We start from the raw sequence: 22,642 nt of genomic DNA, 5'->3' as shown, positions 1-22,642 counted from the left end.
GACCATGCGAAGGAACGTGCAGGCCGGCGGGGTCGACCTGCGGCCGCTGTCCGCCCGGTCGGTCGTGCTGAGCCTGCTGCTGGGCGCGCATCCGCCCGAGCTCCCCGTCAAGGACCTGGTCCGCGCGGTGGAGCCCTTCGGGGTCGGCGGCTCCACACTGCGGGCCGCGCTCAGCCGGATGGTGGCCGCCGGAGACCTGCGGCGCACGGACTCGGTCCACCGCCTCAGCGACCGGCTGCTCGCGCGTCAGCGCCGCCAGGACGACGCCGTACACCCCCGCACGCGCGCGTGGGACGGCGACTGGGAGATGGTCGTGATCACCGCGACCGGCCGTGGCCCCGCGGAACGTGTCGACCTGCGCGCCCGCCTGACCGCCCTCAGGCTCGCCGAACTGCGCGAAGGGGTCTGGCTCCGGCCCGCCAACCTGCTCCGGCCGCTCCCGGACGACCTCGACGAGGTGGCCCAGCACTACAGTTCCCGCCCCGACCGTCCCGCGCCGGAGCTGGCGGCGAGCCTGTGGCCCCTCGACACCTGGGCGGCCACGGCCCGGGCACTGCTCGACCACGTCACCCACGTGGCCCGTCCGGACCGGCCGGCCGACCGGCTCACCGCCTTCGCGGCCGTCGTGCGGCACCTGCTCGCCGACCCGGTCCTGCCCCCAGGACTGCTGCCGGAGGACTGGCCGGGCACCGAACTGCGCACGGCGTACACGGACTACCAGGAAGAGCTGGCCGACACGGTGCCTCAGCGGTCTCGGCACACTCCCGGCGCATGACACGGCGGCCGTACGAAGCGCCGTGCGGGGACGCTTCGGACGGCCGCCTCACCTATCGTGGGGGGCTTACCGGGCTTACCGGGATTACCTGTAGGTGATGTCCGACGTGCTGTAGAGGCAGTTCGTGCTGTCGGGGCCCGTCCCGACCGCAGTGGTGTTGTTGTACTTCTGGCAGGGCACGACCTTGCGGCTCGAGTCGTTGAGGATCGTGATGCCGCGCAGCGTCGCCACGTCGTTGCGGTTGACGTTGATGCCGACGAGCCGTGCGGTGGAGCCCGTCCCTGTGACCTCGATGTTGCTGAGGTTCACCTTGCGGGTGTACTGCGTGGAGCAGTCGCCGCAGGAGCGGTACAGCGTCTTGAACTCGCTGACGGCGAAGTTCGAGATGTTCACTGTGCCGGGCCCGTTGTGCTGGAACACCTTGTCGGCGGCCTTCTTCGCGCCACCGCCGGTCACGGTGTAGGTCGAGCCGCCGCGGAAGGTCGCGGCATCCTCGCCGACGTCCTCCCACCAGACGTTCTGCAGGGTGCAGTTGCCCTCGCAGTGGATGCCGTCGGCGCCGGGCGCGCCGATGATGACGTTCTTCAGCGTCGCGCCGGCCGCGAGCTTGAAGATCGGGTCCTGGCCCTCCTCCTGGCCGTCGCCGGCCAGGTTGCCGCTGCCGTAGTACCGCACCATGCCGCCGTCCCGGACGCCGGACACGTTGATGGTCGAGCTCACTCCCTGGCTGCTGGAGGGGGTCGGCCAGGTCGCCGCGCTCGCCGTGGGCGCGTTGAATGTCATGATCATGACACCCGAGAGCCCGAGCGCGGTTAATGAGCCGGTGAGTGCGCGCCCGCGGGCGCGCGAGGGTGCTGCAGAAGTCATGTCCCGATTCCTTCTGTGCTGTGAGGGGTTGGTCAGAGCTTTCCGGTGCCCGCGCCCCTCGTCACCGAGGCGACGACGGAGGAGGCGGGCTCGGCGGTGTAGCTGTACGGAGCGGTGGTGAAGGTGCCGACCTGCGAGACCTCGGTGGCGGCTCCACCCAGGTCGTTGCCCCGCAGGTTGGCGAATCCGTCGACGTCGCTGCTGCGGTTCGTGGTGACCGCGATCTTCGTCGTACGGAAGACGTTGTTCTCGACGAGCATCTGAGCGCCCATACGGGAGTGCACGGCGGTGTCGGCGCCCTCGACGTAGTTGTCGTAGAAGTGGCCGGTGCCGAAGCGCAGGCTCGGGATGCGCGAGTACACGTTGCTGAAGTGGTTGTGGTGGTACGTCACCTTCAGGTGCCCGGTGTCCTCGCTCGCGTTGTTGTCGCTGTGACCGACGAGCGAGCCCTTGAAGTGGTCCTTGAAGGTGTTCCACGACACCGTGACGTTGTCGGAGCCGTGGTTGATGTCCAGCAGGCCGTCGTAGTAGTCCTTGTCGTGGGTCCGGTCGGCCGAGAAGGAGTTGTGGTCGATCCACACCTTCGTCGACGCCTGGACGGTCACGCCGTCGGCGGGCGCGAGCGGCTTGCTGATGTTCAGGTTGCGGACGACGACGTTGGTGACGTTCTTCAGTCGCAGCCCGCCCCCGGTGAACCCAGACGAGGAACCGACGCCCAGCACCGTGGTGTTGGAGCCGACGTCGACCTGACCGCTCAGCGAGATCAGGCCGTTGACCCTGACGACCTTGGCGGTGTTGCCGGTCACGGCCGTCTTGAAGGCGCTCAGCGACGAGACGGTGACCGCCGTGGCGCTGCCGCCGCCGGTCGTCCCGGCGCCGAACCCGATCGGCGAGGTCTCGGCGGCGCCGGCCGACTGGGGGAGGGCCAGCACGGCCACCGTCGCGAGAACGGCCGCGCCGGCCGCCAGTACGGATCTTTGCGCGTGTGTACGTGGGGGGAGAGTACGCATGCGGGTGCGTCCCTTCGATGGTGCCTGCGAGTGCTGGGTTGGTCATGTACGTGAATGTTGTACGCCATGTTGTTCGCCGTGCACGTGCAGAGTGGGCTGTGTAGGGCCCGGGCTGAGCGAGTGGGTCACACTGCTGAACGGAACGTAGGGGGCAAGCGCTTTCTAGTCAACGCTTTGCGCAGAACGTGTTCGGCCGTTCCTGGTAGGTGGCGCGAGCGAATTCTTTCGAAGTGTGGGAGCGCTTCCACGTAAGCCATGTGCATGCCACGATGCTCCGCGGATGCTTCCCTTCCGAAAGGGGCGGGTCGATGACGACTCCACGGATGCGTACGTTCATCAGCGGGCTGGTGTTCACGTTGCTGGCCGTCGGAATGGCCGCCCTGTCGCCCGGTCCGGCGGCCGCCGGCGCCTCCGGGGCGGCTCGGCAGGACGCGCTGCCCGGCTCCTTCACCTGGTCCTCGACCGGTCCGCTGATCGCTCCCAAGTCGGACGCCGGCCACCCGATCGTCTCCGTGAAGGACCCGACGGTCTTCCGCCACAAGAACCGCTGGCACGTCTACGCGACCACCGCCGACACCGCCGGCCGGTGGAGCCTGGCGTACACCAGCTTCACGGACTGGTCCCAGGCGGCCGCCGCACCGCAGACCTTCCTGGACGCCAACCCGAACATCGGCAACCGGTACGCGGCCGCGCCCCAGGTGTTCTACTTCGCCCCGCAGAAGCTCTGGTACATGGTCTACCAGACGGGCCCGCCGTCCTACTCCACCACCACCGACCCCTCCAAGCCGGAGAGTTGGAGCGCACCGCGCTACTTCTTCGACAGTGAGCCACCCGTCGTCACGGAGAACAAGGGCAACGGGTTCTGGCTGGACTTCTGGACGATCTGCGACAAGACCGACTGCTACCTGTTCTTCTCCGACGACAACGGCCACCAGTACCGCTCCCGGACCACGCTCGCCGAGTTCCCGAACGGCTTCCGCGACACCGAGATCGTGCTGGCCGAACCCAACCGCTTCGACCTGTTCGAGGCGAGCAACGTCTACCGCCTCGGCGACAGCGGCAAGTACCTCATGCTCGTCGAGGCGCTGGCCACCAAGTCCGACTGGCGGCGCTACTTCCGGGCCTGGACGGCCGACAGCCTGGGCGGCACGTGGACGCCGCTGGCGGACACCGAGGCCAACGCGTTCATCCGCGCGAACAACGTGACCTTCGAGGCCGGGCAACCCGCCTGGACCAAGGACTTCAGCCACGGCGAGCTGATCCGCGACGGCGTCGACCAGAACCTCACGATCAACCCCTGCCGACTGCGCTACCTCTACCAGGGCATCGACCCGGCGGCGAGCGGCGATTACTCCCAACTGCCGTGGCGCCTGGCCCTGTTGACCCAGACCAACTCCACCTGCTGACGACCGCGCACCACGTCCGAAGAGCCGCGACCGGAAAGGGACAAGGACGTGCCCCTCACCCCCCGCAACTCCCCGACCAGATCCTTGCGTTCGGTGCTCATGACGCTGCTCGCGGCACTGGTGCCGTTGCTCGCGGCGACCCTCCTCACCGCGCCGGCCGCCTCGGCCCGCCCCGAGCGGGCCGCCGCGGCCCCCACCGCGACGCTCACCGAAGTCGCGGACTTCGGCACCAACCCCAGCAACCTCCAGATGTACCTGTACGTGCCGGACAGCGTCACCGCGAACCCCGCGGTCGTGGTAGCCGTGCACTACTGCACCGGCTCCGGACCCGCCATGTACTCCGGCACCGAGTGGGCCTCGCTGGCCGACCGCTACGGATTCGTGGTGGTCTACCCCTCGGTCACCCGCGCCAGCAAGTGCTTCGACGTCTCCTCGCCCCAGGCGCTGAAGCGGGGCGGCGGCAGCGACCCCGTCGGCATCAAGTCGATGGTCGACTGGGTCACCCGCACCTACTCCGCCGACCCGGGCAGGATCTTCGCCACCGGCATCTCGTCGGGCGCGATGATGACGAACGTCCTGCTGGGGGACTACCCCGACGTCTTCTCGGCGGGCGCCGCCTTCTCCGGCGTACCGTTCGGCTGCTTCGCCACCACCGACGGCTCCGAGTGGAACAGCGCGTGCTCGGGCGGCACGGTGACCCACACCCCGCAGGAGTGGGGCGACCTGGTCCGTGCCGCCTACCCCGGCTACACGGGCCCGCGGCCGCGCATGCAGGTCTGGCACGGCACCGAGGACGACGTGCTGCGCTACCCCAACTTCGGGGAGGAGATCAAGCAGTGGACGAACGTCCTGGGCGTCAGCCAGACCCCGGCCGCCACCGACCAACCCGTCTCCGGCTGGATCCGCACCCGCTACGGCGCCACCGGTGACCGTGCCCCCGTAGAGGCGATCAGCCTCCAGGGCGTCGGCCACAACCTCTACGCCAACGGCATGGCGGCCCGCGCCCTCACCTTCTTCGGCCTGGACACCTCGGGGCCGGCTCCCCAACCCCAGCCGGGTGCCTGCAAGGTGACGGCCTCGACCAACGCCTGGAGCACCGGCCTCACCGGTTCGGTGACCCTCACCAACACCGGTACGACCTCGGTCAACGGCTGGCAACTCGGCTTCACCCTGCCCGCCGGCCAGACCATCACCAACGGCTGGGGTGCCACCTACGCGCCGTCCTCCGGAGCGGTGACGGCGACGAACGTGTCGTACAACGGCACGCTCGCCCCGAACGCGAGCGTCACCATCGGCTATCAGGCGAACCACACCGGGAACAGCGCGGCTCCGGGTGCGTTCACGCTCAACGGGAAGGCCTGCACGGGCTGACGTCCCGGGCCGCACGGCGGTCGGGGCACGCTCCCCGGCCGCCGTGTCGCCATCAGTACGGCAGGATGCGCCCCGACGGTGTCCTGCGGTCGATCTTGGTGTCGCGCGAGGTGCTGGGCCGGCGGCTGACGCGGATGCGGGTCTGGCGGTTCATGGCGCTCTCCTCCTGCCTGAGGCCATCAGCCTCGTCGCCCTCGGCGCCGGGCACATCGTGCCCGGGGAGACATCGCCCCCGACCTTGCGGGAGCAGTCGCCGGGGGTGCCGTACTCCTCCGGGAGGACACGGGCCCCTACACCTGCGCGGCGTTCACACCGACCGGTGGTACTGGTCCGGAACGTGCACGTCCGCGCCCAGTTCCCGCGCGGCCTGCCGTGCCCACGACGGGTTGCGCAGGAGTTCGCGGCCCAGGAGTACGGCGTCGGCCTCGTCGTTCGCAAGGATCTTCGCGGCCTGTTCGACGTCCGTGATGAGGCCGACCGCGGCGACCGGGAGCGAGGTCTCGGCCTTGACGCGGGCGGCGAAGGGCACCTGGTAGCCGGGGCCGGTCGGGATGCGGACGCCGGAGGCGTTGCCGCCGGTGGAGACGTCGAGGAGGTCGATGCCGTGGGCCTGGAGGTCGCGGGCGAAGCGGACGGTGTCGTCCGGCGTCCAGCCGCCCTCATCCAGCCAGTCCGTCGCCGAGATACGGAAGAAGAGGGGCTTGTCGTCCGGCCACACCTCCCGGACGGCGTCGACGACTTCGAGGGCGAAGCGGGTGCGGTTCTCGTAGGAGCCGCCGTACGCGTCGGTGCGGTGGTTGGAGTGCGGGGAGAGGAAGTTGCCGATCAGATAGCCGTGGGCGCCGTGGATCTCGGCGACCTCGAAGCCGGCGGCTAGGGCGCGGCGGGCCGCGTCCGCGAACTGGCCGACGACCTCCTGAACTTGATCGACCGTCAGCTCGGTCGGCACCGGGTGGTTCTCGTCATACGCGAGTGCGCTCGGCGCCACCGGCTGCCATCCGTACGCGTCCGGCCCGAGCGGCGCGCCGCCCGTCCACGGGCGGTCGGTCGAGGCCTTGCGGCCCGCGTGGGCGAGCTGGATGCCCGGGACCGTGCCCTGGGACACCAGGAAGCGGGTGATCCGGCGGAACGCCTCGACCTGGGTGTCGTTCCAGATGCCGAGGTCGTACGGGGAGATCCGCCCCTCGGGGCTGACACCGGTGGCCTCAACGACGATCAGGCCCGTTCCGCCGGCCGCGCGCGCCGCGTAGTGCGCGAAGTGCCAGTCATTGGGGGCGCCCGTGTCGGGTCCGTCCGGTGCCGCCGAGTACTGGCACATCGGGGGCATCCAGACCCGGTTCGGGATGGTCACGTCACGCAGGCTGCAGGGCTGGAAGAGGGAGCTCATGGCGAGCTGCTCCGATCGTCGCGGGGCCGATGGACGAGTCGTACGATAGGCATCGTAGTACGGGAAGTGTCAAACTACGAGACCTCTCGTACAATGGAACCCCCGAGCATGTGGAGCCGCCGTGACCTCCCCCGTCGTCAGCAGCCGTGATCTCCCGCATCCGGCGCGCGAGGAGATCCGGCTGGAATCCGTGCTGCACGCGTTGTCGGACCCGATGCGGCTGCGGATCGTGCGAGAGCTCGCCGCTGTCGGCGACGAGCTCTCCTGTTCGCACTTCGTCCTGCCCGTCACCAAGTCCACGACCACGCACCACTTCCGGGTGCTGCGGGAGGCCGGGGTGATCCGGCAGATCTACCGGGGCACCGCCAAGATGAACGGCCTGCGCCGGGATGACCTAGACGACCTCTTCCCGGGGCTTCTGGACGCCCTCCTCGACGCCGCCGGCCGGCAGGCCGTCCGCCTCGGTGACTCCGGCGTCGGCTGAACCCGCCTTCGTCGGCAGGTGGTTGAAGAGCAGGTTCAGTACGATCGCCGTCAGGCAGCCCGCGCTGATGCCGCTGTTCATCACCGTCTGGAACCAGTCCGGGAACTTCTCGTAGATCGTCGGCACGCCGACCGGCAGGACGCCCATGGCGACCGAGACGGCCACCACGGTCAGGTTGTTGTTGCCCTTGAAGTCCACCTGGGCCAGCGTCCTGAGGCCGCTCGCCGCGACCGTCCCGAACATCACCAGGCCCGCACCGCCGAGGACCGGCGCCGGGATGGCCGCCACCACCGCGCCCAGCTTGGGCAGCAGGCCGAGCAGCACGAGCATGCAGCCCGCGGCGGCGACGACCCAGCGGCTGCGCACCCGGGTCATGCCGACGAGGCCGACGTTCTGCGCGTACGCCGTGTACGGGAAGGTGTTGAAGATGCCGCCGAGGACGGTGGACAGGCCGTCGGCGCGCAGGCCGTCCGAGAGGGAGCGAGGGTCCACCTTCCGGCCCGTCATCTCGCCGACCGCGATGAAGTCACCGGTCGTCTCGGTCATGCACACCAGCGCCACGACCAGCATGGAGATGATCGCCGACGCCTCGAAGGTGGGCGCTCCGAAGTGGAACGGCGTGCTGATGCCGACCCAGTCGGCGTCCCCGACCCCGCCGAAGTCCGTGAAGCCGAAGGGGACGGCGACCGCCAGACCCACCACGATGCCGATCAGCACCGCGACCCGGCTCAGGAACGCCGGCGCGAACCGCTGCACGGCGAGCACCACCACCAGGACGAAAGCGGCGAGGGCGACGTTCTTCGGCTCCCCGAAGTCCGCCGCCCCGGCGCCGCCCGCGACCCAGTTGCCCGCGACCGGCAGCAGCGAGATGCCGATGATCAGGATGACCGTGCCGGTGACGAGCGGCGGGAAGAACCGCAGCAGCCTGCCGAAGACGGGCGCCAGCAGCACGATCGCGAGCCCCGCGACGATCACCGAGCCGTAGATCGCGGGCAGCCCGCCGCCTGTGGTACCGATGAGCACCATCGGCGACACGGCCGCGAACGTACAGCCCTGCATGATCGGCAGCCGCACGCCGAACCGCCAGAAGCCGATGCACTGGATGAGCGTGGCGATCCCGCACACCAGCAGGTCCGCGGTGATCAGATACGCCAGGTCCGCGGGCGACAGCTTCATCGCACCGCCGACGATCAGTGGCACGGCCACCGCGCCCGCGTACATCGCGAGCACATGCTGCAGACCGAAGGCGGCCAGTTGTCGTACGGGTGGGACCTCGTCGACGGGATGCACGGGTGCGGTCGTTGCCATGGGCACTCCAGAGCGGCGGATGGCTGGGAACATGCGAACAGCACGAGACCGTACGAGGCTTGAACAGTTTGTTGATTTCGACGCTGTTGCCGATGTGTGTCATGCCCACCCAGTTGCCCGCGAAGCCGCTATGGAGCGGCCGACCGTGCCGCCGCCAGCAGTGATTCCCAGTCCGGGAGCTTCACCACGCCCCGCCCGAGCGAGGCCCCGAGCTCCGCCTCGGCCCGCTCGATCGCCTGCCACCCCGCCCACTGGACGGGCCGGATGCCGTCGGCGCGCAGTGCCGTGAGCGGGTCCTCGGGGAGATCTTTGTGTACGAGCGCGGGGGCGTCCGCCAGCAGCGAGGCCACCGTCTCCTTGGCGCACGGACGGTTGGTACCGATCACGCCCGTGGGCCCGCGCTTGATCCAGCCCGCCACGTACTCGCCCGGCGCGACGACGCCCTCGCGCAGCACCCGGCCGGCGAGATTGGGCACCGTGCCGCTCGCCGTGTCGAACGGCAGCCCCTCCAGCGGCACCCCGCGATAGCCCACCGAACGCAGCACCAGCTGGGCCTCGATCTCCTCGAACACGCCCGTGCCCGCCACCCCGCCACGCCCGTCCGGCGCCGTCCGCTCGAACCGCACCGCGCCCACCCGCCCCCCGTCCGCGAGGACTTCGACGGGGCGCAGGAAGAACCGCAGGTGAATCCGGTGCGGCGCGGGGTCTCCGGCCGGGGCCTGCGCCCAGCCGCGCAGCACCTCCACGTTGCGGCGCTGAGCCGCGGGCAGTCCGGAGGGGTCGACGTAGGCCGGGTCCAGGGCCAACTCCGCCGGGTCCACGGCGACTTCGGTGCCGGGCAGGGCACCCAGCTCGCGCAGCTCCTTGGTGGTGAAACGGGCTTGGGAGGGGCCGCGCCGCCCCACCATGTGGATCTGGGACACCTGGCTCGCGGCCAGCGCGGTGAGGGCCGTCTGGGGCATGTCGGTGGGGCTCAGTTCCGCGAGGCCTCGTGCCAGCATCCGGGTGACGTCCACGGCGACGTTCCCCACGCCGACGACCACCGCCGACCGGGCGCCGACCACGAAGCCGTCGGCGGCGGAGTCGGGATGCGCGCTGTACCAGGACACGAACTCCGTCGCCGACCAGCTGCCCGGCAGGTCCTCGCCCGGGATCCCGAGGTGCCGGTCGGTGGCGGCGCCCACGCAGTACACGACGGCGTGGTAGAGCTCCCGCAGCCGCGCGGTGGACACGCCTTGGGGGCCGATCTGAATCCCTCCGAGGAAGCGCACCCGTTCGTGCTCCAGGACCGTGCGCAGATTGTTCTGCAGCGACTTGATCTTCTCGTGGTCCGGCGCCACGCCGTACCGCACCAAGCCGTACGGGCAGGGCAGCCGGTCCAGGACGTCGACACGCACCTGGGCGTCCTGCTGGACGAGGCTCTGGGCGGCGTAGCACCCGCTGGGCCCCGAGCCGACGACGGCGACATGCAGCACGGCGGAACTCCTCACCGGGGGACCCGAGGGTCGACGGGAGAACGCTGTCACCTCCAGCATTGCACCGCCGCCGCTCCGCTGACAGGGTGCTGTGCGCAGGACGGGCACGCGTGTCCGTTTTTCTGGAGTGTGATCATGCGGTTACGTTGCGTGTGTGCTAGAAGCATCCTTTCTTAATCTTTCCGATCGCTGTCCGACGGACGGCGCGGTGTCCGTGTGGCCCGCGTGGGAAGTGCGGGAGGGCGAGAGCGCGACCTCGTGGTTCGACGTCCGGCTGGAGTTCGGCGACGGTGCCCGGGTCGACGTGCTCGCCGTGGTGGCCGAGGGGTGTGTCTCGCTGGAGGACGTCCGGGCCCAGCCGGCGCTGTCCCTGGACGACCTGGCCGTGCTCGCGGACTGGATCGAGGTCCCGCTCGCCGAGGCCTCGGGACTCGGGCCCGAGCCCGGACCCGAGGTGGCCGGGCCGCGCCGCGCCCGCCCAGCGTGGCCGCGCGGCATCGAGGGACGGTGGCTCGTCGCACAGGAGTACCGGGCGGCCCAGGAGGAGGGCGTCGACCCCGTGCTGGCGGTGATGTGCGCGACCGGGCACAGCCGCCGCAAGTCGCTGCGGCTGATCGCCCAGGCGCGTGACGCGGGCTATCTGACGCCACGTCACGCGCGGCGCTGAGCAGCCCCGTTGGGTGACGACCGACTAATGGGTCACTGCATGTCCCGCATCCGCGTGATCTCGCTGGTCTGCTGAGCGACCACGTCGTCGGCCATCTCCTCGACCCGGATGTTGTTGCCCTGCGCCTTCACCTCCGTGGCCATCGTGATCGCCCCCTGGTGATGCGTGATCATCAGGGTGAGGAAGAGCTCGTCGAACGCCTCGCCCTTCGCCGCGCGCAGCTTCTTCAGCTGGGCCTCGGTCGCCATGCCGGGCATCGAGGTGTGATCGTGGCCGTCGCCCTTCTCGTCCTCGCCGTGCTCCGACAGCCAGGCCCGCATGCTGTCGATCTCCGGTCCCTGGGCGGCGCCGATCCTCTCGGCCAGCTTCTCGAGCTTCGACGACTCGGCGCGGTCCGGGACCAGTTCGGTCATCTCCAGGGCCTGCGTGTGGTGCTCGATCATCATCCGCGCGTAGGAGACGTCGGCCGAGTTGGGGGTGTCGTCGTCGGTGCGCTGCTGTGCCGCGTCCTCGGCGGACATCGTCCGGTTCGCCTCCCCGGGCTTGCCGGGCACGAGCACCGAAGGCCCGGTCGCAGAGGCCGACTTGGCGTCAGACCCCGAGTCGCAGCCCCCGAGGGCGAGTACGGCCAGGGCGGCCAGTGAGGCCGCGGCGAGGGGTGCGCGGTACGCACGACGGAAGGGCACAACGACCTCCTGTGGCAGGCGGGGTGGGGGACACCTCGTGAGTGTCGAAGACCGTCCTAGCACGCTTCCGCGCGCAACTGATCAAAAACCTTTATTACGTGTTCGTTGCCCCCTGTTGATATGTGCATGGTGAAGACGATACTTCGGGGGTGCGTGATCCGTTCCCCCACGAACGGCACTAGGGAGGAAGCAGTGATCCTGTTGAAAGAGCCCCGAACGCGATACAGACGCCTGGGAGTTGCCGCCACAGCGGCGGGCCTCCTGGCGGCTCTGCTGACGGCCGGTCCGGCGGCCGCGACCCCCGACCCGGGGGATGCTCCGGCCACGAGCGAGGAGGTGTCCAGGAGCGACGAGGCCGAGGTCCGCGCGTCGATCGCCGAGGGCGAGATACCCGGCCAGGACGAGATCGTCCACTCGGCCAACATCGAACACCTTGTCAACATCCCCAAGGACGTCCTGCCCGGCACCAATTCGGACCTGGCCTTCCAGGGGAAGTACGCCTTCTCCGGCAACTACGACGGCTTCCGCATCTTCGACATCAGCAACCCGAAGGCGCCCAAGACCGTCTCCCAGGTCCTGTGTCCCGGCTCGCAGAACGACATCTCCGTCTCCGGCAACCTGCTCTTCCTGTCGACCGACTCCTCGCGCAGCGACAGCAGTTGCAGCAGCACCACCCAGCCCGTGACCGAGAAGTCCTCGTGGGAGGGCATGAAGGTCTTCGACATCAGCGACAAGAAGAACCCCAAGTACGTCGCCGCCGTCGAGACCGCCTGCGGCTCGCACACCCACACGCTGGTGCCCGAGCGGAAGAACGTCTACGTCTACGTCTCCTCGTACTCGCCGAACGCCACCTACCCGGACTGCCAGCCGCCGCACGACGGCATCTCCGTCATCAAGGTGCCGCGCAGCGCCCCCGAGAAGGCGACGATCGTCAGCTTCCCGGTGCTCTTCCCCGGTGAGGGTCCGGACGGCGGCGGCAACCCCGGTGCGCCCACCAACCCGGGTGTCTCCAAGACCACCGGCTGCCACGACATCACCGTGTTGCCCTCGAAGGACCTCGCCGCGGGCGCCTGCATGGGCGACGGCATCCTCTTCTCCATCGAGGACCCGGAGAAGCCGAAGATCATCGACCGGGTGCAGGACAACGTGAACTTCGCGTTCTGGCACTCGGCGACCTTCAACCAGAAGGCCAACAAGGTCGTCTTCACCGACGAGCTGGGCGGCGGCGGTGCGGCCACCTGCAACGCGGAGATCGGCCCGAACAAGGGTGCCGACGGCATCTACGACATCGTCGGCAAGGGCGACCACCGCAAGCTCGTCTTCCGCAGCTACTTCAAGATCCCCCGCCACCAGGCGGCCGTGGAGGTCTGCGTGGCCCACAACGGCTCGCTGATCCCGGTCAAGGGCAAGGACATCATGGTCCAGGCCTGGTACCAGGGCGGAATCTCCGTCTGGGACTTCACCGACTCCGCCCGCCCGAAGGAGATCGCCTACTTCGAGCGCGGCCCGGTGAACCCGGAGCGGCTCACGACGGCCGGATCCTGGTCGGCGTACTACTACAACGGCTACATCTACTCGAACGACATCGCCAAGGGCTTCGACGTACTGAAGCTCAACGACCGGCGCACCGACCCGGCGAAGTGGGTGCGCCTGGGCGAGCTCAACGTCCAGACGCAGCCGGACTACTTCGACTGAGTCGTACGCGGCCCGGGACCGCACTCCGGTGCGGTCCCGGTGGCGAAGAACCGTGACAGATCCCTGTCGCACGTCCCGCCGGACGCCGCCTCGGCGTCCGGCGGAACCCCCCCAGCTCCCAGTCGAGCCGGTAGCGCTTGAACAGCTCGGCCCGCAGCACGGGCACGGACATCGGCACCCCCGGCACCAGGGCCGCGAAGACGGCGCCCATCAGCAGGGCGCGCAGCATGGCGTAGTCCGCGTCGACGTCCTCGCAGCCGTGGCGGGCGACCGTCTCCCGCAGCAGCTGGGCCAGGCGCTGCTGCTCCGGGCACTGCACGAAACCCTCGGCCTGCAGGATCCCGGCCATGTGCTGGCGCATCAGCACGGCCTGATCCCGCGCCAGACCCAGGATCGCGTCGATGGCCCGGGCCATCCGCTCCCGGCCGTCCTCGGTACGCGGCTCGCCCTCCAGCGCCTCCTCCAGCGTGCGGTGCATGAGCCGGTGCACGGCGGACTGCACGAGTCTGCGCTTGCCGGGGAAGTAGTACGACACCAGACCGCGCGCCGAGCCGGCTCTGTCCGCGATGTCACCGAGGGTCGTCGCCTCGTATCCGCGCTCGCTGACCAGCTCGACCGCCGCCTGCAGAAGGCGTTCCCGGGAACGCCGGCGCAACTCTTCGTTGACCGAGGCGCTGCGCGGGGACATGCTGTAACTCCTGCGTTGACTGGCTATCAGCCAACTATACTCAGCGCGTCCGGACCGGCCTGCGAAAGGGCCTGGTCGGGGCTGCTGCCGTCCTGGGCGACGCGGGGGATCGTCCAGGACGGTCGAGCAGGTCTGATACAGGCTCAGCCCACCAGATCCAGCACCGGCCGCAGCCCGTCCGGCCGCTCTGCCACCGGCAGATGGTCCACGAAGTGCACCCGGCAGCCCAGCGCCGCCGCGCCGCCGTCCGCCCGCCGGTCGTCACCGACCATGAGGGCGTCCGGCGGCTCGACGCCGAGTGCGGCGCAGGCGGTCGCGAACAGCCGGGGGTCCGGCTTCTGAATGCCGTGTTCGTACGACAGGACGTACGTGTCGACGCAGGAGTCGAGGCCGTGCTCGCGGAACACCGGCCGCAGATCCCACCCGATGTTGCTGACCACGCCGACGCCGATCCCGCGCTCGCGCAGCGTCCGCAGCACCACGGCGGCGTCGGGGTAGGGCGCCCAGGCGACCGGGGACATGTGCCGGTCGTACAGCGCGTCGTACAACGCGGGATCCGGGAGCGGTACTTGGCGGGCGACGCCGGTGTACGCGGCCCGGTGCAGCTCGGCGCTCTTGTCGCGGATCTCCCAGACGTGGGCGAGCTCGTCGGGGATCTGCTCGACGGGGTGGGTTCCGCCGGGCAGCGCGCCCACCCTGTCCAGAGCATGCGCGGTACCCAGCAACTCGGGCTCGGTGAGAGGCAGCTCGGCCTCGGTCAGGACGGCTCGCAGCCAGGTCTCGGTGGACTCGATACGGAAGAGGGTTCCGGAGAAGTCGAACAACACGGCGGCCATGGGGTGATCTTAGGGGGCGACGTTCCACGCCGAGGGAAGAGCGCTGCCGCAGAACACGCAGACGAAGTCGTCCTCGCGTACCACGGAGCACTCCCGGCACCGCTCGCACCGCCGGAACACGACCTCGTGCGTGAAGCGGCCGGGATGTCCGATGCCCGCGAGGTCCAGGGCGTGGGCGACGGCGTGCCACGAGTCGAGGTCCGGGCAGTAACCGGTGGACTGGTTGGTGACCTCGCGGACCGTCCAGCGCCCGAGGTCGCGGTGGAACCCGATCTCCCCCCGCGGCCAGGACGTCGCCGCCGCCCGCGCATGCCACGTGTTCGCTTCTGCGGGGCGCGAGCCGCAGCAGGCCGTCCAGGGCGACGACGAAGGTGAACGGCTCCGCGCTCTCGGCCGTCCCGCGCTCGGCCTGCCAGAGGGCGAGATCGTCGGCGGAGCGGACGATCCGGCCCGTGCTGTCCGGCCGTACCGTCGATCTCAGTTCGGGCGGGCCGATGTAGCGGTAGCTGCGCGAGGGCGGGGTCACGGGTGTCGGCGCTGGTGGACCCAGACCGCCACGGCCACGACCATCGCGCCCAGCAGCCAGCCGCCGATGACGTCCGAGGGCCAGTGGACGCCCAGCCACACGCGGGTCAGGCCGACGCCGACGACGGAGATCACGGCCACGGTGACGGCCGTACGCCACAGGATCCGGTCGGCGCCGTGGTGGTGCAGCAGCCACAGGAGGAGGCCCAGTACGACTGTGGCGGTCAGGGCGTGGCCGGAGGGGAAGGCGGCGTAGTGGGCGGAGTCGACGGGGTCGGGCCAGACGGGCCGCGGGCGCCCGACCGCGGCCTTGAGGCCCTGCTGCAGCGCGGTGCCCAGCGCGGCGGCCACCGCCAGCCATCCGGCCGTCCACCAGGCGGAATGCCGCCACACCAGCCATACGACGACGACCGCGCACAGGATGCGCATCGTCCACGGGTCCCAGACCCAGTCCGTCAGGATGCGGGACGTCTGGGTGACGTCCGGGTCGTCCACGGCCCAGCGGTGAGTGGTGTCGGCGATGTCGCCGTCCAGGGTGAACAGGGGATGCCACTCGGCGGCGACCAGGGCGATCAGCAGCGCCGAGCACAGCGCGAGGATGCCCGCGGCGCGGGCGGCGCTGCGGTACGCCGGCGGGCGGGGCGGGGAGTCGACGGGCGAAGTGTGCATGCTGCGATCCTCGCCGAACCGTGGGGCACGAAGCCAATCCCACGTCCCGCGAACCCTCTCGGGCACCTCACCCCAGTGCCCGCAACCCCGGTACGAACGCCAGCAGCACCGGCACGACCGGCACCAGCGCGGCCGCCGCCGTCAGCCGCAGCCGACGGGCCGCCGTGAACCGGTCCGGGGGCGCGAGCAGCCGGTGGACCCGCTGCGGCACCTGCGCCTGCGGGGTCGGGCAGGGGCCGAACACGCCCCGGTCCTCGTTGAGCCCGACCAGGGCGAGCGCGGTGGTCAGCCGGCCGAAGCGGCGGGAGGCCATGTCGTCGGCGGCGAGTTCGACCAGCCGGTGCATCTCGTCCCGGAACGCGGCGAAGACCGGCACCTGCGGGAACCCGCCCGCCAGCGCGGCCGAGCAGTGCAGCAGCCAGTCGTGCCGGGCCTGCGCATGACCCTCCTCGTGGGCGACGAGGGCGTCCAGCTGCCGGCCCTTCAGACGGCGCAGCGCGGCCGTGGTGATGACGAGCCGCGGCGCCGCGCTCCCCAGCCACCAGGCGTCGGGCCGCTCACCCTCAAGGACGACGAGCCGACTGCCGACGGCCTCTTCACCGGGCAACAACGGGGCACGGAGCAGGAGTTCGGCCCGGCGCAGCCGACGGCGGGCACGCGCCCGTACGACTTCCCGGACCAGCATCGCCGCGCTCCACACCCCGCCGCAGGCGAGCGCCACCGCGGTCGCAGCGGCCCACGGTTCGGCCGTACCGAGCGTGTACGCCTCAACGACGACGTTCGGGGCGGGGGCGAACACCTGACCGCGCACCGCCTGCCAGGCGGTCGCCGCGCTGAGCGTCATCGACAGCGCACAGCACAGCAGCACGGCCGCCACCACACACTGCCACACCCACAGCGCCAGCACCGGTTCACGGTCCGCCCAGTCGGCCCGGGCCAGCAGTCGGGGAGCGACGACGGCGGTCAGGGCGCCGAGCAGCAACAGTGCCGCGGGGAGCATCATGAGCGCAGCCTATGAGCGCCGTGCCGCTCACCGGTACGGCCTGCCCCACGAAGTGACGCAGGCAACGGCCGCCTACGACGGTCCGCGCGGCCGGCGCCGCGGCGCCACCCGCGTCAGAGCGTCAGCAGCATCGCCACCATCCCGATCCCCATCGACAGCCGGCACGCCCGCGCGAGCTCCGGCCGGTCGCGCCACCCCCCGGCCGCGCCGCCGGCGGCGACGGGCACCAGACGCAGGCCGGACAGCAGCACATACCCGGTGAAGTAGAGGAGGAGCGCCCCCGTCAGCAGCGGGATCCCGGCGCCGCCGGATGCGGCGTGGTGTCCGGGGGAGGCGGCCATGACCACCGCCATGTAGACCATGGCCGAGGCCCCCACGAGGTGGTGCAGATGGTGGGCGCCGGCCCGGGCCGCCCACAGGGCGTGCAGCGCGGCAGCGCCGAACACGACCGCGTAGGCGGGCCAGGCCCAGGACGGGGGTGTGAACGCCGTGGCGGGCACGGCCATTGCGGCCATGCCGAAGCCCATCAGCGCCTCGCCGCCCGCGGCCCGGCGCTGTTCCGCGACGGTGCTGCGCATCCGCAGCAGGCAGTACGCCCCGGTCGCCGCACACAGCGCCACCAGCAGCCACCCGGGCGAAGCCGGTCCGTGCACGCCCACCTCCCCGCTCGACGGTCGATGCTCGACGGTCGGTGCTCGACGGTCGGTCAAGGAATGCCCGGGCGATGCGGGCGCGCAAGCGAGCGCAAGGGGGCAAGCGGGGAGCATTCGACGGAGCACAGCAGGTGAGCGGATACCTTTTACGGGTAAAACACCTGCTAAGCTTGTCGTCATGAGCCGTGCCGCCCCCACTCCCGTCGCTCCGCCCGCCCGCCGTCTCCCGCTCGCCGGCGTGCTGCGTCTCGGCCGGCCCTCCGACATCTGGTTCAAGCCCGCTCTGAGTGTGGTCGTCGCCGTCGCCCCGCCCAACCTGATCCTGCTGGCCCTCGACCGGCTCGACCTGGCGATGTACACGATGGCCGGGTCGCTGTGCGCTCTCTACGCACACAACCGCCCCTACGCCGCCCGGGCCCGCGCCCTGGCCTGGGTCGTCCTCGGCATGATCGGCGGCCTCGCGGTCGCCCTCCTCGCGGCCTCCCTCACCTCCAGTGCCGTCGTTCTCGTGGCCGTCGGCGCCGTCCTGGCGGCCGTACAGAAGGTGCTGTGCGACGCCACCCGGATCGGGCCGCCGGGCAATGTGGTCCTCACCTTCATCAGTACCGCCGCCCTGTTCGCACCCCAGTCCCTCGGGCAGATCCCGGTCCACCTGGCGCTGGCCGTCGCGGCGGGCGTCTGGGCCTGGCTGGTCGGCATGGCGCCCGGCCTGCTGCGCCCGCACGGCCCGGAGCGCCGCGCCACCGCACACGCCCTGCACGCGGCGGCCGCGTACGCCACCACGCGCGGCACCGGTGACGGCCACGCCCGGGCCCGCGCCGCCGCGGCCGCCGCCGTGCAGGCGGCCTGGCAGTCGCTGCTGTCCGCCGGCGCCCCCACCGGGACCCGGCGCGCCCTCGAGCGGCTCGTCGTACGCGCCGAGATCGCCCTTGCGGCGCCCGCGGACACGGACCCGGAGCGGCTGCGCGCCTGGGCCCGCGCACTGCGCGGCACCGGACCGGTCCCGCAGGCCGGCCCGTTGCCCGCCGAGACCGACGAACTCCTCGGCGTGGACGCCGAATTCGCAGCCCCGGCCCGCCCGTGGTGGAGCCGGCTCGGACCGCTGACCCCGCTCGCCGTCCGCACCGCCCTCGGCTGCGCCCTCGCGGGCTACGCCTCCCTCGCCGTCGGGGTCGGCCGCCCCTACTGGGCCCTGGTCACCGCCGCCTCGCTCTACCAGGCCAACCTCACCCTCACTTGGAGCCGGGGCGTCCAGCGCGTCGTCGGTAACCTCGTCGGCGTCCTCCTCTTCGCGGCCGTGGCACCGCTGGCGCACCTTGGCCCGGCGGCCCTGGTGCTGTGCTGCCTCGCCTTCAACTTCGGCGCGGAGGCGCTGATCAGCCGCAACTACTGGCTCGGCAGCGTCTGCGTGACCCCGATGGCCCTGCTCATCACCGAGTTCGCCGGCTACCAGGAGCCCGGCCGGCTGATCACCGAGCGGATCGTGGACACCGTCGTCGGCGCCCTGGTCGGCTTCCTCGCGGCCGTCGCCGTCACCAACCGGCGCGCGGGCACCGGCGTCGAGCGCGCGCTGACCGCCGTCGAGCGCTCCCGCGAGCGCGCCGCACGCCTCCTGGCCGAGCCGCACCCCGCGCCCGCGGCCCTGGAATCCGCCCGGCGCGCCCTCGCCGCCGCCCTCGTCGACCTGCGCGCCACCGCTGAGGCCGCGTCAGGCGAATGGTGGCAGCGGGCCCTGCCGCACGAGAGGGTCGTGCTCGCCGAACAGTCCGGACACCGTACGCTCGCGGCGACGGTACGGCGTCAGGGACTGCACCTGGACCGGCGCACGGACGAGACGACGGAGGACGTACGGCCATGACGGCGAGCAGTGGAGCGGGCGCCCCCGGAGCGACGAGGAGCGACACCGTCGCCGCGGTCGTCCGGCAGTGGCAGTCCGTCCACCCCGACCTCGACACCGGCCCCATGGAGATCATCGGCCGCATCAACCGCTCCGCCGCCCTCCTCCAGCAGGCGGAGGACGCCCCGCTGCGCCGGGCCGGGCTCAGCCGCCCCGAGTTCGACCTGCTCGGCGCGCTGCGCCGCACCGGCCACGAGCTCACCCCCGGCGAACTGGCCCGCGAGACCTTCTCCTCCGGCGCCGCCGTCACCAAGCGCCTCAAGGCCCTCACCGAACGCGGCCTGGTCGAGCGCCGCGGCGACGCCCGCGACCGCCGCGTCGCCCACCTCCGCCTCACGGACGCCGGGCGCGACCTGGTCGACGGCATCCTGCCCGAGCAACTCGCGTACGAGACCACCGTGCTGTCCGTCCTCGACCCGACCGAGCAGGACGAACTGGCCGTACTGCTCTCGGGGTTGCTCGGCCGACTGGAGGGGCGCCTCGGGGTACTGCGCCCCTGATCTCTTCCCGAGGTCGTCCCACGCTCCCGTTCCGGAAGTTTCGGAGGGTGGTGCGCCATTGACGTGACCGGCACCTGGTTCCTACGTTCGACCAGGCCGGTTCGGATCATCGATCGGCGTACGACATACCGGACGAAGGATGGATGCCGTGACAGCCGAGACGCCCGCCTCCGACACCCTCACCGTTGACCTCGGCACCGAGACCGGCCCCTTCCACGGCGGCGCGAGCGGAACCCTCTACGGCCTGTACGGCGACGGGGTGCCCAGTCGCACCCTCGTCGAGGGCATGTACGTCCGTACGGTCACCACCAAGGCCCAGGACGGCATCCAGCACCCCGGCGGCGACGCCCTGGAGATCCTGCCGCCCTTCGTCGCGGCCGGCGGCCAGGACGTGTACGTCTACCTGCCCGACTTCTACCGCGGCTTCCCGTACGAGTGGCCCGGCGCCGACGGCGAGGAACGGCTGGCCGGTTTCCTGGAGATCGTCCGCCGTCAGGTGGAGCACGTCCTGTCCCTCGGCCCGGACAGGTCCCACGTCGTGTACGTCCCGTTCAACGAACCCGAGGGCAACATGTTCGGCGAGGGGGAGTGGAGCTACGACGGGGTCTCCTGGCGCACCGACCCGCGGCACTACTTCGCGGCCTGGAAGAAGACGTACCACCTCATCAAGGGCCTCGACCCCGACGCCCGCGTCGCCGGCCCCAACACCTGCATCCTGTATCCCGAGGTCCGAGGCTTCCTGGAGTTCGCCAAGGAGCACGACGTGCTGCCCGACGTGATCACCTGGCACGAGCTGTCGTCACCGGCCGAGGTCCGCACGAACGTCGCCAAGTACCGGGAGATGGAGCGGGAGTTGGGTATCGGGCCGCTGCCGGTCAACCTCAACGAGTACGCGCACAACTACCACGTGTCCGTCCCCGGCCAGATGGTGCAGTGGATCTCCGCGATCGAGGAGTCCAAGGTCGACGCCGACCTGGCGTACTGGAACATCGCCGGCAACCTCAACGACTCGGCGGTGGAGGCGAACAAGGCCAACGGCCAGTGGTGGCTGTTCAACGCCTACGGGCAGCTGACCGGCAACACCGTCCGGGTCGTGGCCCCGCATCCCAACGTGCAGTACACCCTCCAGGGCGTCGCCACGCTGGACACGGCCAAGCGGCAGGCCCGCGTGCTGTTCGGCGGCGCGGGAGGCACCGCGGACGTCGTCTTCGAGGGCGTCGACCCCGATGTCTTCGGCACGACCGTGCACCTACGGCTCCACGAGATCCCCTGGACGGGGCAAGTCGGCGCGAGCGCCCAGCCGTTGCGGCTGCGGGACGAGGAACTGCCGGTCGTGGACGGTCGGGTGACCCTGCCGGTGAGCGACCTCGACGCGATGTCCGCCTACCAGGCCGTCCTGTCGCCCGGCGGCAACCAAGCCGCGTCCCTGCCGCCCACGATCCGGTGGCGGCGGACCTACGAGGCCGAGGACGCCACCTACACGGGCACCGGCCACTCGAAGAACGGACCCGAGGGATCCCCCTCCGACGTCGACAGGTTCGCCACCTCGGGCGGCTACCACGTGGGCGGCCTGCGCACCGGTTCCGACGGCGTGCTCGCCTTCGACGTCGAGGTCCCGCACGACGGGACGTACGACGTCAGCGTGTTCGCCAACTCCCACAACCAGGCCGAGCTGGTAAGGGAGTTCGGCCCCACCAACGTCTTCCTGCGCGTGGACGGCGAGGCTCCGCGCGAACTGCGGCTGCCGCTCGGCTACAAGTGGGCGGTGTGGGGCCACACCGACACCCGGGTCGAGCTCACCGCGGGCAGGCACCGCATCACGCTCGCCGCGCAGGACCCGGAGCTCGGCGTCACGAAGGGCGACGCGGTCGTCGACAAGCTGGACCTCGCCCTGCGCGCCGACGACGGCACCGCCCTGTACGAGGCCGAGTACGCGTCCCTCGGCGGCGGAGCGGTCGTCAGCCACGCGCACCGCGGGGCCTCGGGGCCCGGCGCCGCCGTACTCCCGCGCGGGGGCACGGACACCTTCTGGGTGCACGCGGCCGACGACGGCGAGGCGAGCGTGACCGTCGACGTCCTCGGCCCCGGGGAAGGTCTGCTCACGGTCAACGGCGAGGACGTCGGCCGCGTCGAGCGGGGCGCCGTACCGCTCTTCCTGGCCGGAGGCGTCAACAAGCTCACCGTCACCGGCGCTTCGGAACTCCTCGTCGTGGACCGCCTGCGCGTCGGCCCGTCCCGCGGCCTGCTGCCCAGCACGGCCCACCCGGCCGAGGAGGGCGCCCTGACCGGCACCGCGAAGGTGACCGGATACGCGTACGCCACCGGCGGCAAGGCGGTGGACGGCATCGGCGGCGGCCCCGACAACGCGCTCACGCTGACCGTGACGGCGGACCGCACCGGACGCCACCCGCTGACCGTCCGCTACGCCAACGGCGAGCAGGCGCCCGCCACGCACTACAACCCCGACCCCGTCTGCCGCCACGCCGACATCTCCGTCAACGGAGCCGCCCCGCGCCGCGTCCTGTTCCCCACCACCTTCCACTTCAACAACTTCTGGAACCTCTCGGTTCCCGTCACCCTGGAACAGGGCACCAACACGGTCACCTTCACCGCCGACGAACTCCCCGACTTCGGGGGCGAGTCGCGCAACCAGTACGGTCAGCGTTCCGCCTACGCACCTGTCGTCGACCAGGTCACGGTGACCTCCCTGTTCTAGAGGCCGCGCTGTTCCAGAGGACCC

The 22,642-nt window shown here is 71.0% G+C and carries 19 protein-coding genes and 2 pseudogenes; 9 read left to right on the top strand and 12 right to left on the bottom strand.

What is annotated here, in order from left to right:
• Positions 1-4: 4 nt before the first annotated feature.
• A complete protein-coding gene (locus AC5P09_RS12350) occupies positions 5-775 on the top strand; it encodes a PaaX family transcriptional regulator C-terminal domain-containing protein (protein ID WP_493873904.1) in 771 nt (256 codons plus the stop codon).
• An 84-nt stretch (positions 776-859) separates the two neighbouring features.
• Here the strand turns inward: AC5P09_RS12350 and AC5P09_RS12345 are convergent, their stop codons facing one another.
• Complete coding sequence (locus AC5P09_RS12345; RefSeq protein ID WP_493873903.1) at positions 860-1,642, bottom strand: pectate lyase; 783 nt, start codon at positions 1,640-1,642, stop codon at positions 860-862.
• 32 nt (positions 1,643-1,674) lie between these two features.
• Positions 1,675-2,652, bottom strand: coding sequence for a pectate lyase family protein (locus AC5P09_RS12340; RefSeq protein ID WP_493873902.1), 978 nt, complete (start codon positions 2,650-2,652; stop codon positions 1,675-1,677).
• A gap of 308 nt (positions 2,653-2,960) precedes the next feature.
• Here AC5P09_RS12340 and AC5P09_RS12335 point away from each other — a divergent pair, with 308 nt between their 5' ends.
• Both AC5P09_RS12335 and AC5P09_RS12330 read left to right on the top strand, forming a co-directional pair.
• Positions 2,961-4,058: a glycoside hydrolase family 62 protein gene (locus AC5P09_RS12335; protein ID WP_493873901.1), complete on the top strand. Its 1,098-nt coding sequence runs from the start codon at positions 2,961-2,963 to the stop codon at positions 4,056-4,058.
• A gap of 99 nt (positions 4,059-4,157) precedes the next feature.
• Positions 4,158-5,429 (top strand): extracellular catalytic domain type 1 short-chain-length polyhydroxyalkanoate depolymerase, encoded by a 1,272-nt coding sequence (locus AC5P09_RS12330; protein WP_493874036.1) that lies wholly within the window; start codon positions 4,158-4,160, stop codon positions 5,427-5,429.
• Between the two features lie 307 nt (positions 5,430-5,736).
• Here AC5P09_RS12330 and AC5P09_RS12325 read toward each other — a convergent pair whose 3' ends face one another.
• Positions 5,737-6,816, bottom strand: coding sequence for an NADH:flavin oxidoreductase/NADH oxidase (locus AC5P09_RS12325; RefSeq protein WP_493873900.1), 1,080 nt, complete (start codon positions 6,814-6,816; stop codon positions 5,737-5,739).
• A 121-nt stretch (positions 6,817-6,937) separates the two neighbouring features.
• Here AC5P09_RS12325 and AC5P09_RS12320 point away from each other — a divergent pair, with 121 nt between their 5' ends.
• Positions 6,938-7,300 (top strand): ArsR/SmtB family transcription factor, encoded by a 363-nt coding sequence (locus AC5P09_RS12320; protein WP_493873899.1) that lies wholly within the window; start codon positions 6,938-6,940, stop codon positions 7,298-7,300.
• On the opposite strand, the gene AC5P09_RS12315 is transcribed toward AC5P09_RS12320, so the two are convergent.
• Positions 7,211-8,608, bottom strand: coding sequence for a nucleobase:cation symporter-2 family protein (locus AC5P09_RS12315; protein WP_493873898.1), 1,398 nt, complete (start codon positions 8,606-8,608; stop codon positions 7,211-7,213). The two genes, AC5P09_RS12320 and AC5P09_RS12315, sit on opposite strands and share 90 nt — an antisense overlap.
• 128 nt (positions 8,609-8,736) lie before the next feature.
• On the bottom strand, positions 8,737-10,083 hold the full coding sequence (locus AC5P09_RS12310) for an FAD-dependent oxidoreductase (protein ID WP_493873897.1): 1,347 nt from the start codon (positions 10,081-10,083) through the stop codon (positions 8,737-8,739).
• Positions 10,084-10,291: 208 nt separating this feature from the next.
• Here AC5P09_RS12310 and AC5P09_RS12305 point away from each other — a divergent pair, with 208 nt between their 5' ends.
• Positions 10,292-10,750 (top strand): DUF6214 family protein, encoded by a 459-nt coding sequence (locus AC5P09_RS12305; protein ID WP_493873896.1) that lies wholly within the window; start codon positions 10,292-10,294, stop codon positions 10,748-10,750.
• Positions 10,751-10,782: 32 nt separating this feature from the next.
• On the opposite strand, the gene AC5P09_RS12300 is transcribed toward AC5P09_RS12305, so the two are convergent.
• Complete coding sequence (locus tag AC5P09_RS12300) at positions 10,783-11,436, bottom strand: DUF305 domain-containing protein (protein WP_493873895.1); 654 nt, start codon at positions 11,434-11,436, stop codon at positions 10,783-10,785.
• Positions 11,437-11,628: 192 nt separating this feature from the next.
• Here AC5P09_RS12300 and AC5P09_RS12295 point away from each other — a divergent pair, with 192 nt between their 5' ends.
• Positions 11,629-13,131 carry an LVIVD repeat-containing protein gene (locus AC5P09_RS12295; protein WP_493873894.1) on the top strand — a complete coding sequence of 501 codons (1,503 nt, stop codon included), beginning with the start codon at positions 11,629-11,631 and terminating at the stop codon, positions 13,129-13,131.
• Here AC5P09_RS12295 and AC5P09_RS12290 read toward each other — a convergent pair.
• The 6 genes and pseudogenes from AC5P09_RS12290 to AC5P09_RS12265 all read right to left on the bottom strand — a co-directional run bounded on the left by AC5P09_RS12290 (position 13,119) and on the right by AC5P09_RS12265 (position 17,505).
• Positions 13,119-13,819, bottom strand: a pseudogene (locus AC5P09_RS12290) (TetR/AcrR family transcriptional regulator). The gene AC5P09_RS12295 and the pseudogene AC5P09_RS12290 overlap by 13 nt on opposite strands.
• 143 nt (positions 13,820-13,962) lie before the next feature.
• Positions 13,963-14,655, bottom strand: coding sequence for an HAD family hydrolase (locus tag AC5P09_RS12285; RefSeq protein ID WP_493873893.1), 693 nt, complete (start codon positions 14,653-14,655; stop codon positions 13,963-13,965).
• Between the two features lie 9 nt (positions 14,656-14,664).
• Positions 14,665-15,181, bottom strand: a pseudogene (locus AC5P09_RS12280) (hypothetical protein).
• Positions 15,178-15,849 carry a phosphatase PAP2 family protein gene (locus AC5P09_RS12275; protein ID WP_493873892.1) on the bottom strand — a complete coding sequence of 224 codons (672 nt, stop codon included), beginning with the start codon at positions 15,847-15,849 and terminating at the stop codon, positions 15,178-15,180. The pseudogene AC5P09_RS12280 and the gene AC5P09_RS12275 overlap by 4 nt, the downstream one beginning before the upstream one ends.
• Positions 15,850-15,916: 67 nt before the next feature.
• Positions 15,917-16,852 (bottom strand): M56 family metallopeptidase, encoded by a 936-nt coding sequence (locus AC5P09_RS12270; protein WP_493873891.1) that lies wholly within the window; start codon positions 16,850-16,852, stop codon positions 15,917-15,919.
• A 113-nt stretch (positions 16,853-16,965) separates the two neighbouring features.
• Positions 16,966-17,505 (bottom strand): DUF5134 domain-containing protein, encoded by a 540-nt coding sequence (locus AC5P09_RS12265; RefSeq protein ID WP_493873890.1) that lies wholly within the window; start codon positions 17,503-17,505, stop codon positions 16,966-16,968.
• Between the two features lie 178 nt (positions 17,506-17,683).
• Between AC5P09_RS12265 and AC5P09_RS12260 the strand changes: the two genes are divergently transcribed.
• From AC5P09_RS12260 to AC5P09_RS12250, 3 genes are all read left to right on the top strand, one after another.
• On the top strand, positions 17,684-19,363 hold the full coding sequence (locus AC5P09_RS12260) for an FUSC family protein (protein WP_493873889.1): 1,680 nt from the start codon (positions 17,684-17,686) through the stop codon (positions 19,361-19,363).
• Positions 19,360-19,902, top strand: coding sequence for a MarR family winged helix-turn-helix transcriptional regulator (locus AC5P09_RS12255; protein ID WP_493873888.1), 543 nt, complete (start codon positions 19,360-19,362; stop codon positions 19,900-19,902). The genes AC5P09_RS12260 and AC5P09_RS12255 overlap by 4 nt, the downstream gene beginning before the upstream one ends.
• Before the next feature lie 139 nt (positions 19,903-20,041).
• Positions 20,042-22,618: a cellulosome protein gene (locus AC5P09_RS12250; protein ID WP_493873887.1), complete on the top strand. Its 2,577-nt coding sequence runs from the start codon at positions 20,042-20,044 to the stop codon at positions 22,616-22,618.
• Positions 22,619-22,642: the final 24 nt, after the last annotated feature.

The organism is Streptomyces sp. a15 (genome assembly GCF_059026085.1).
Note: the sequence above shows the minus strand (reverse complement) of the source record. Positions and strands in the feature narration are given on the sequence as shown.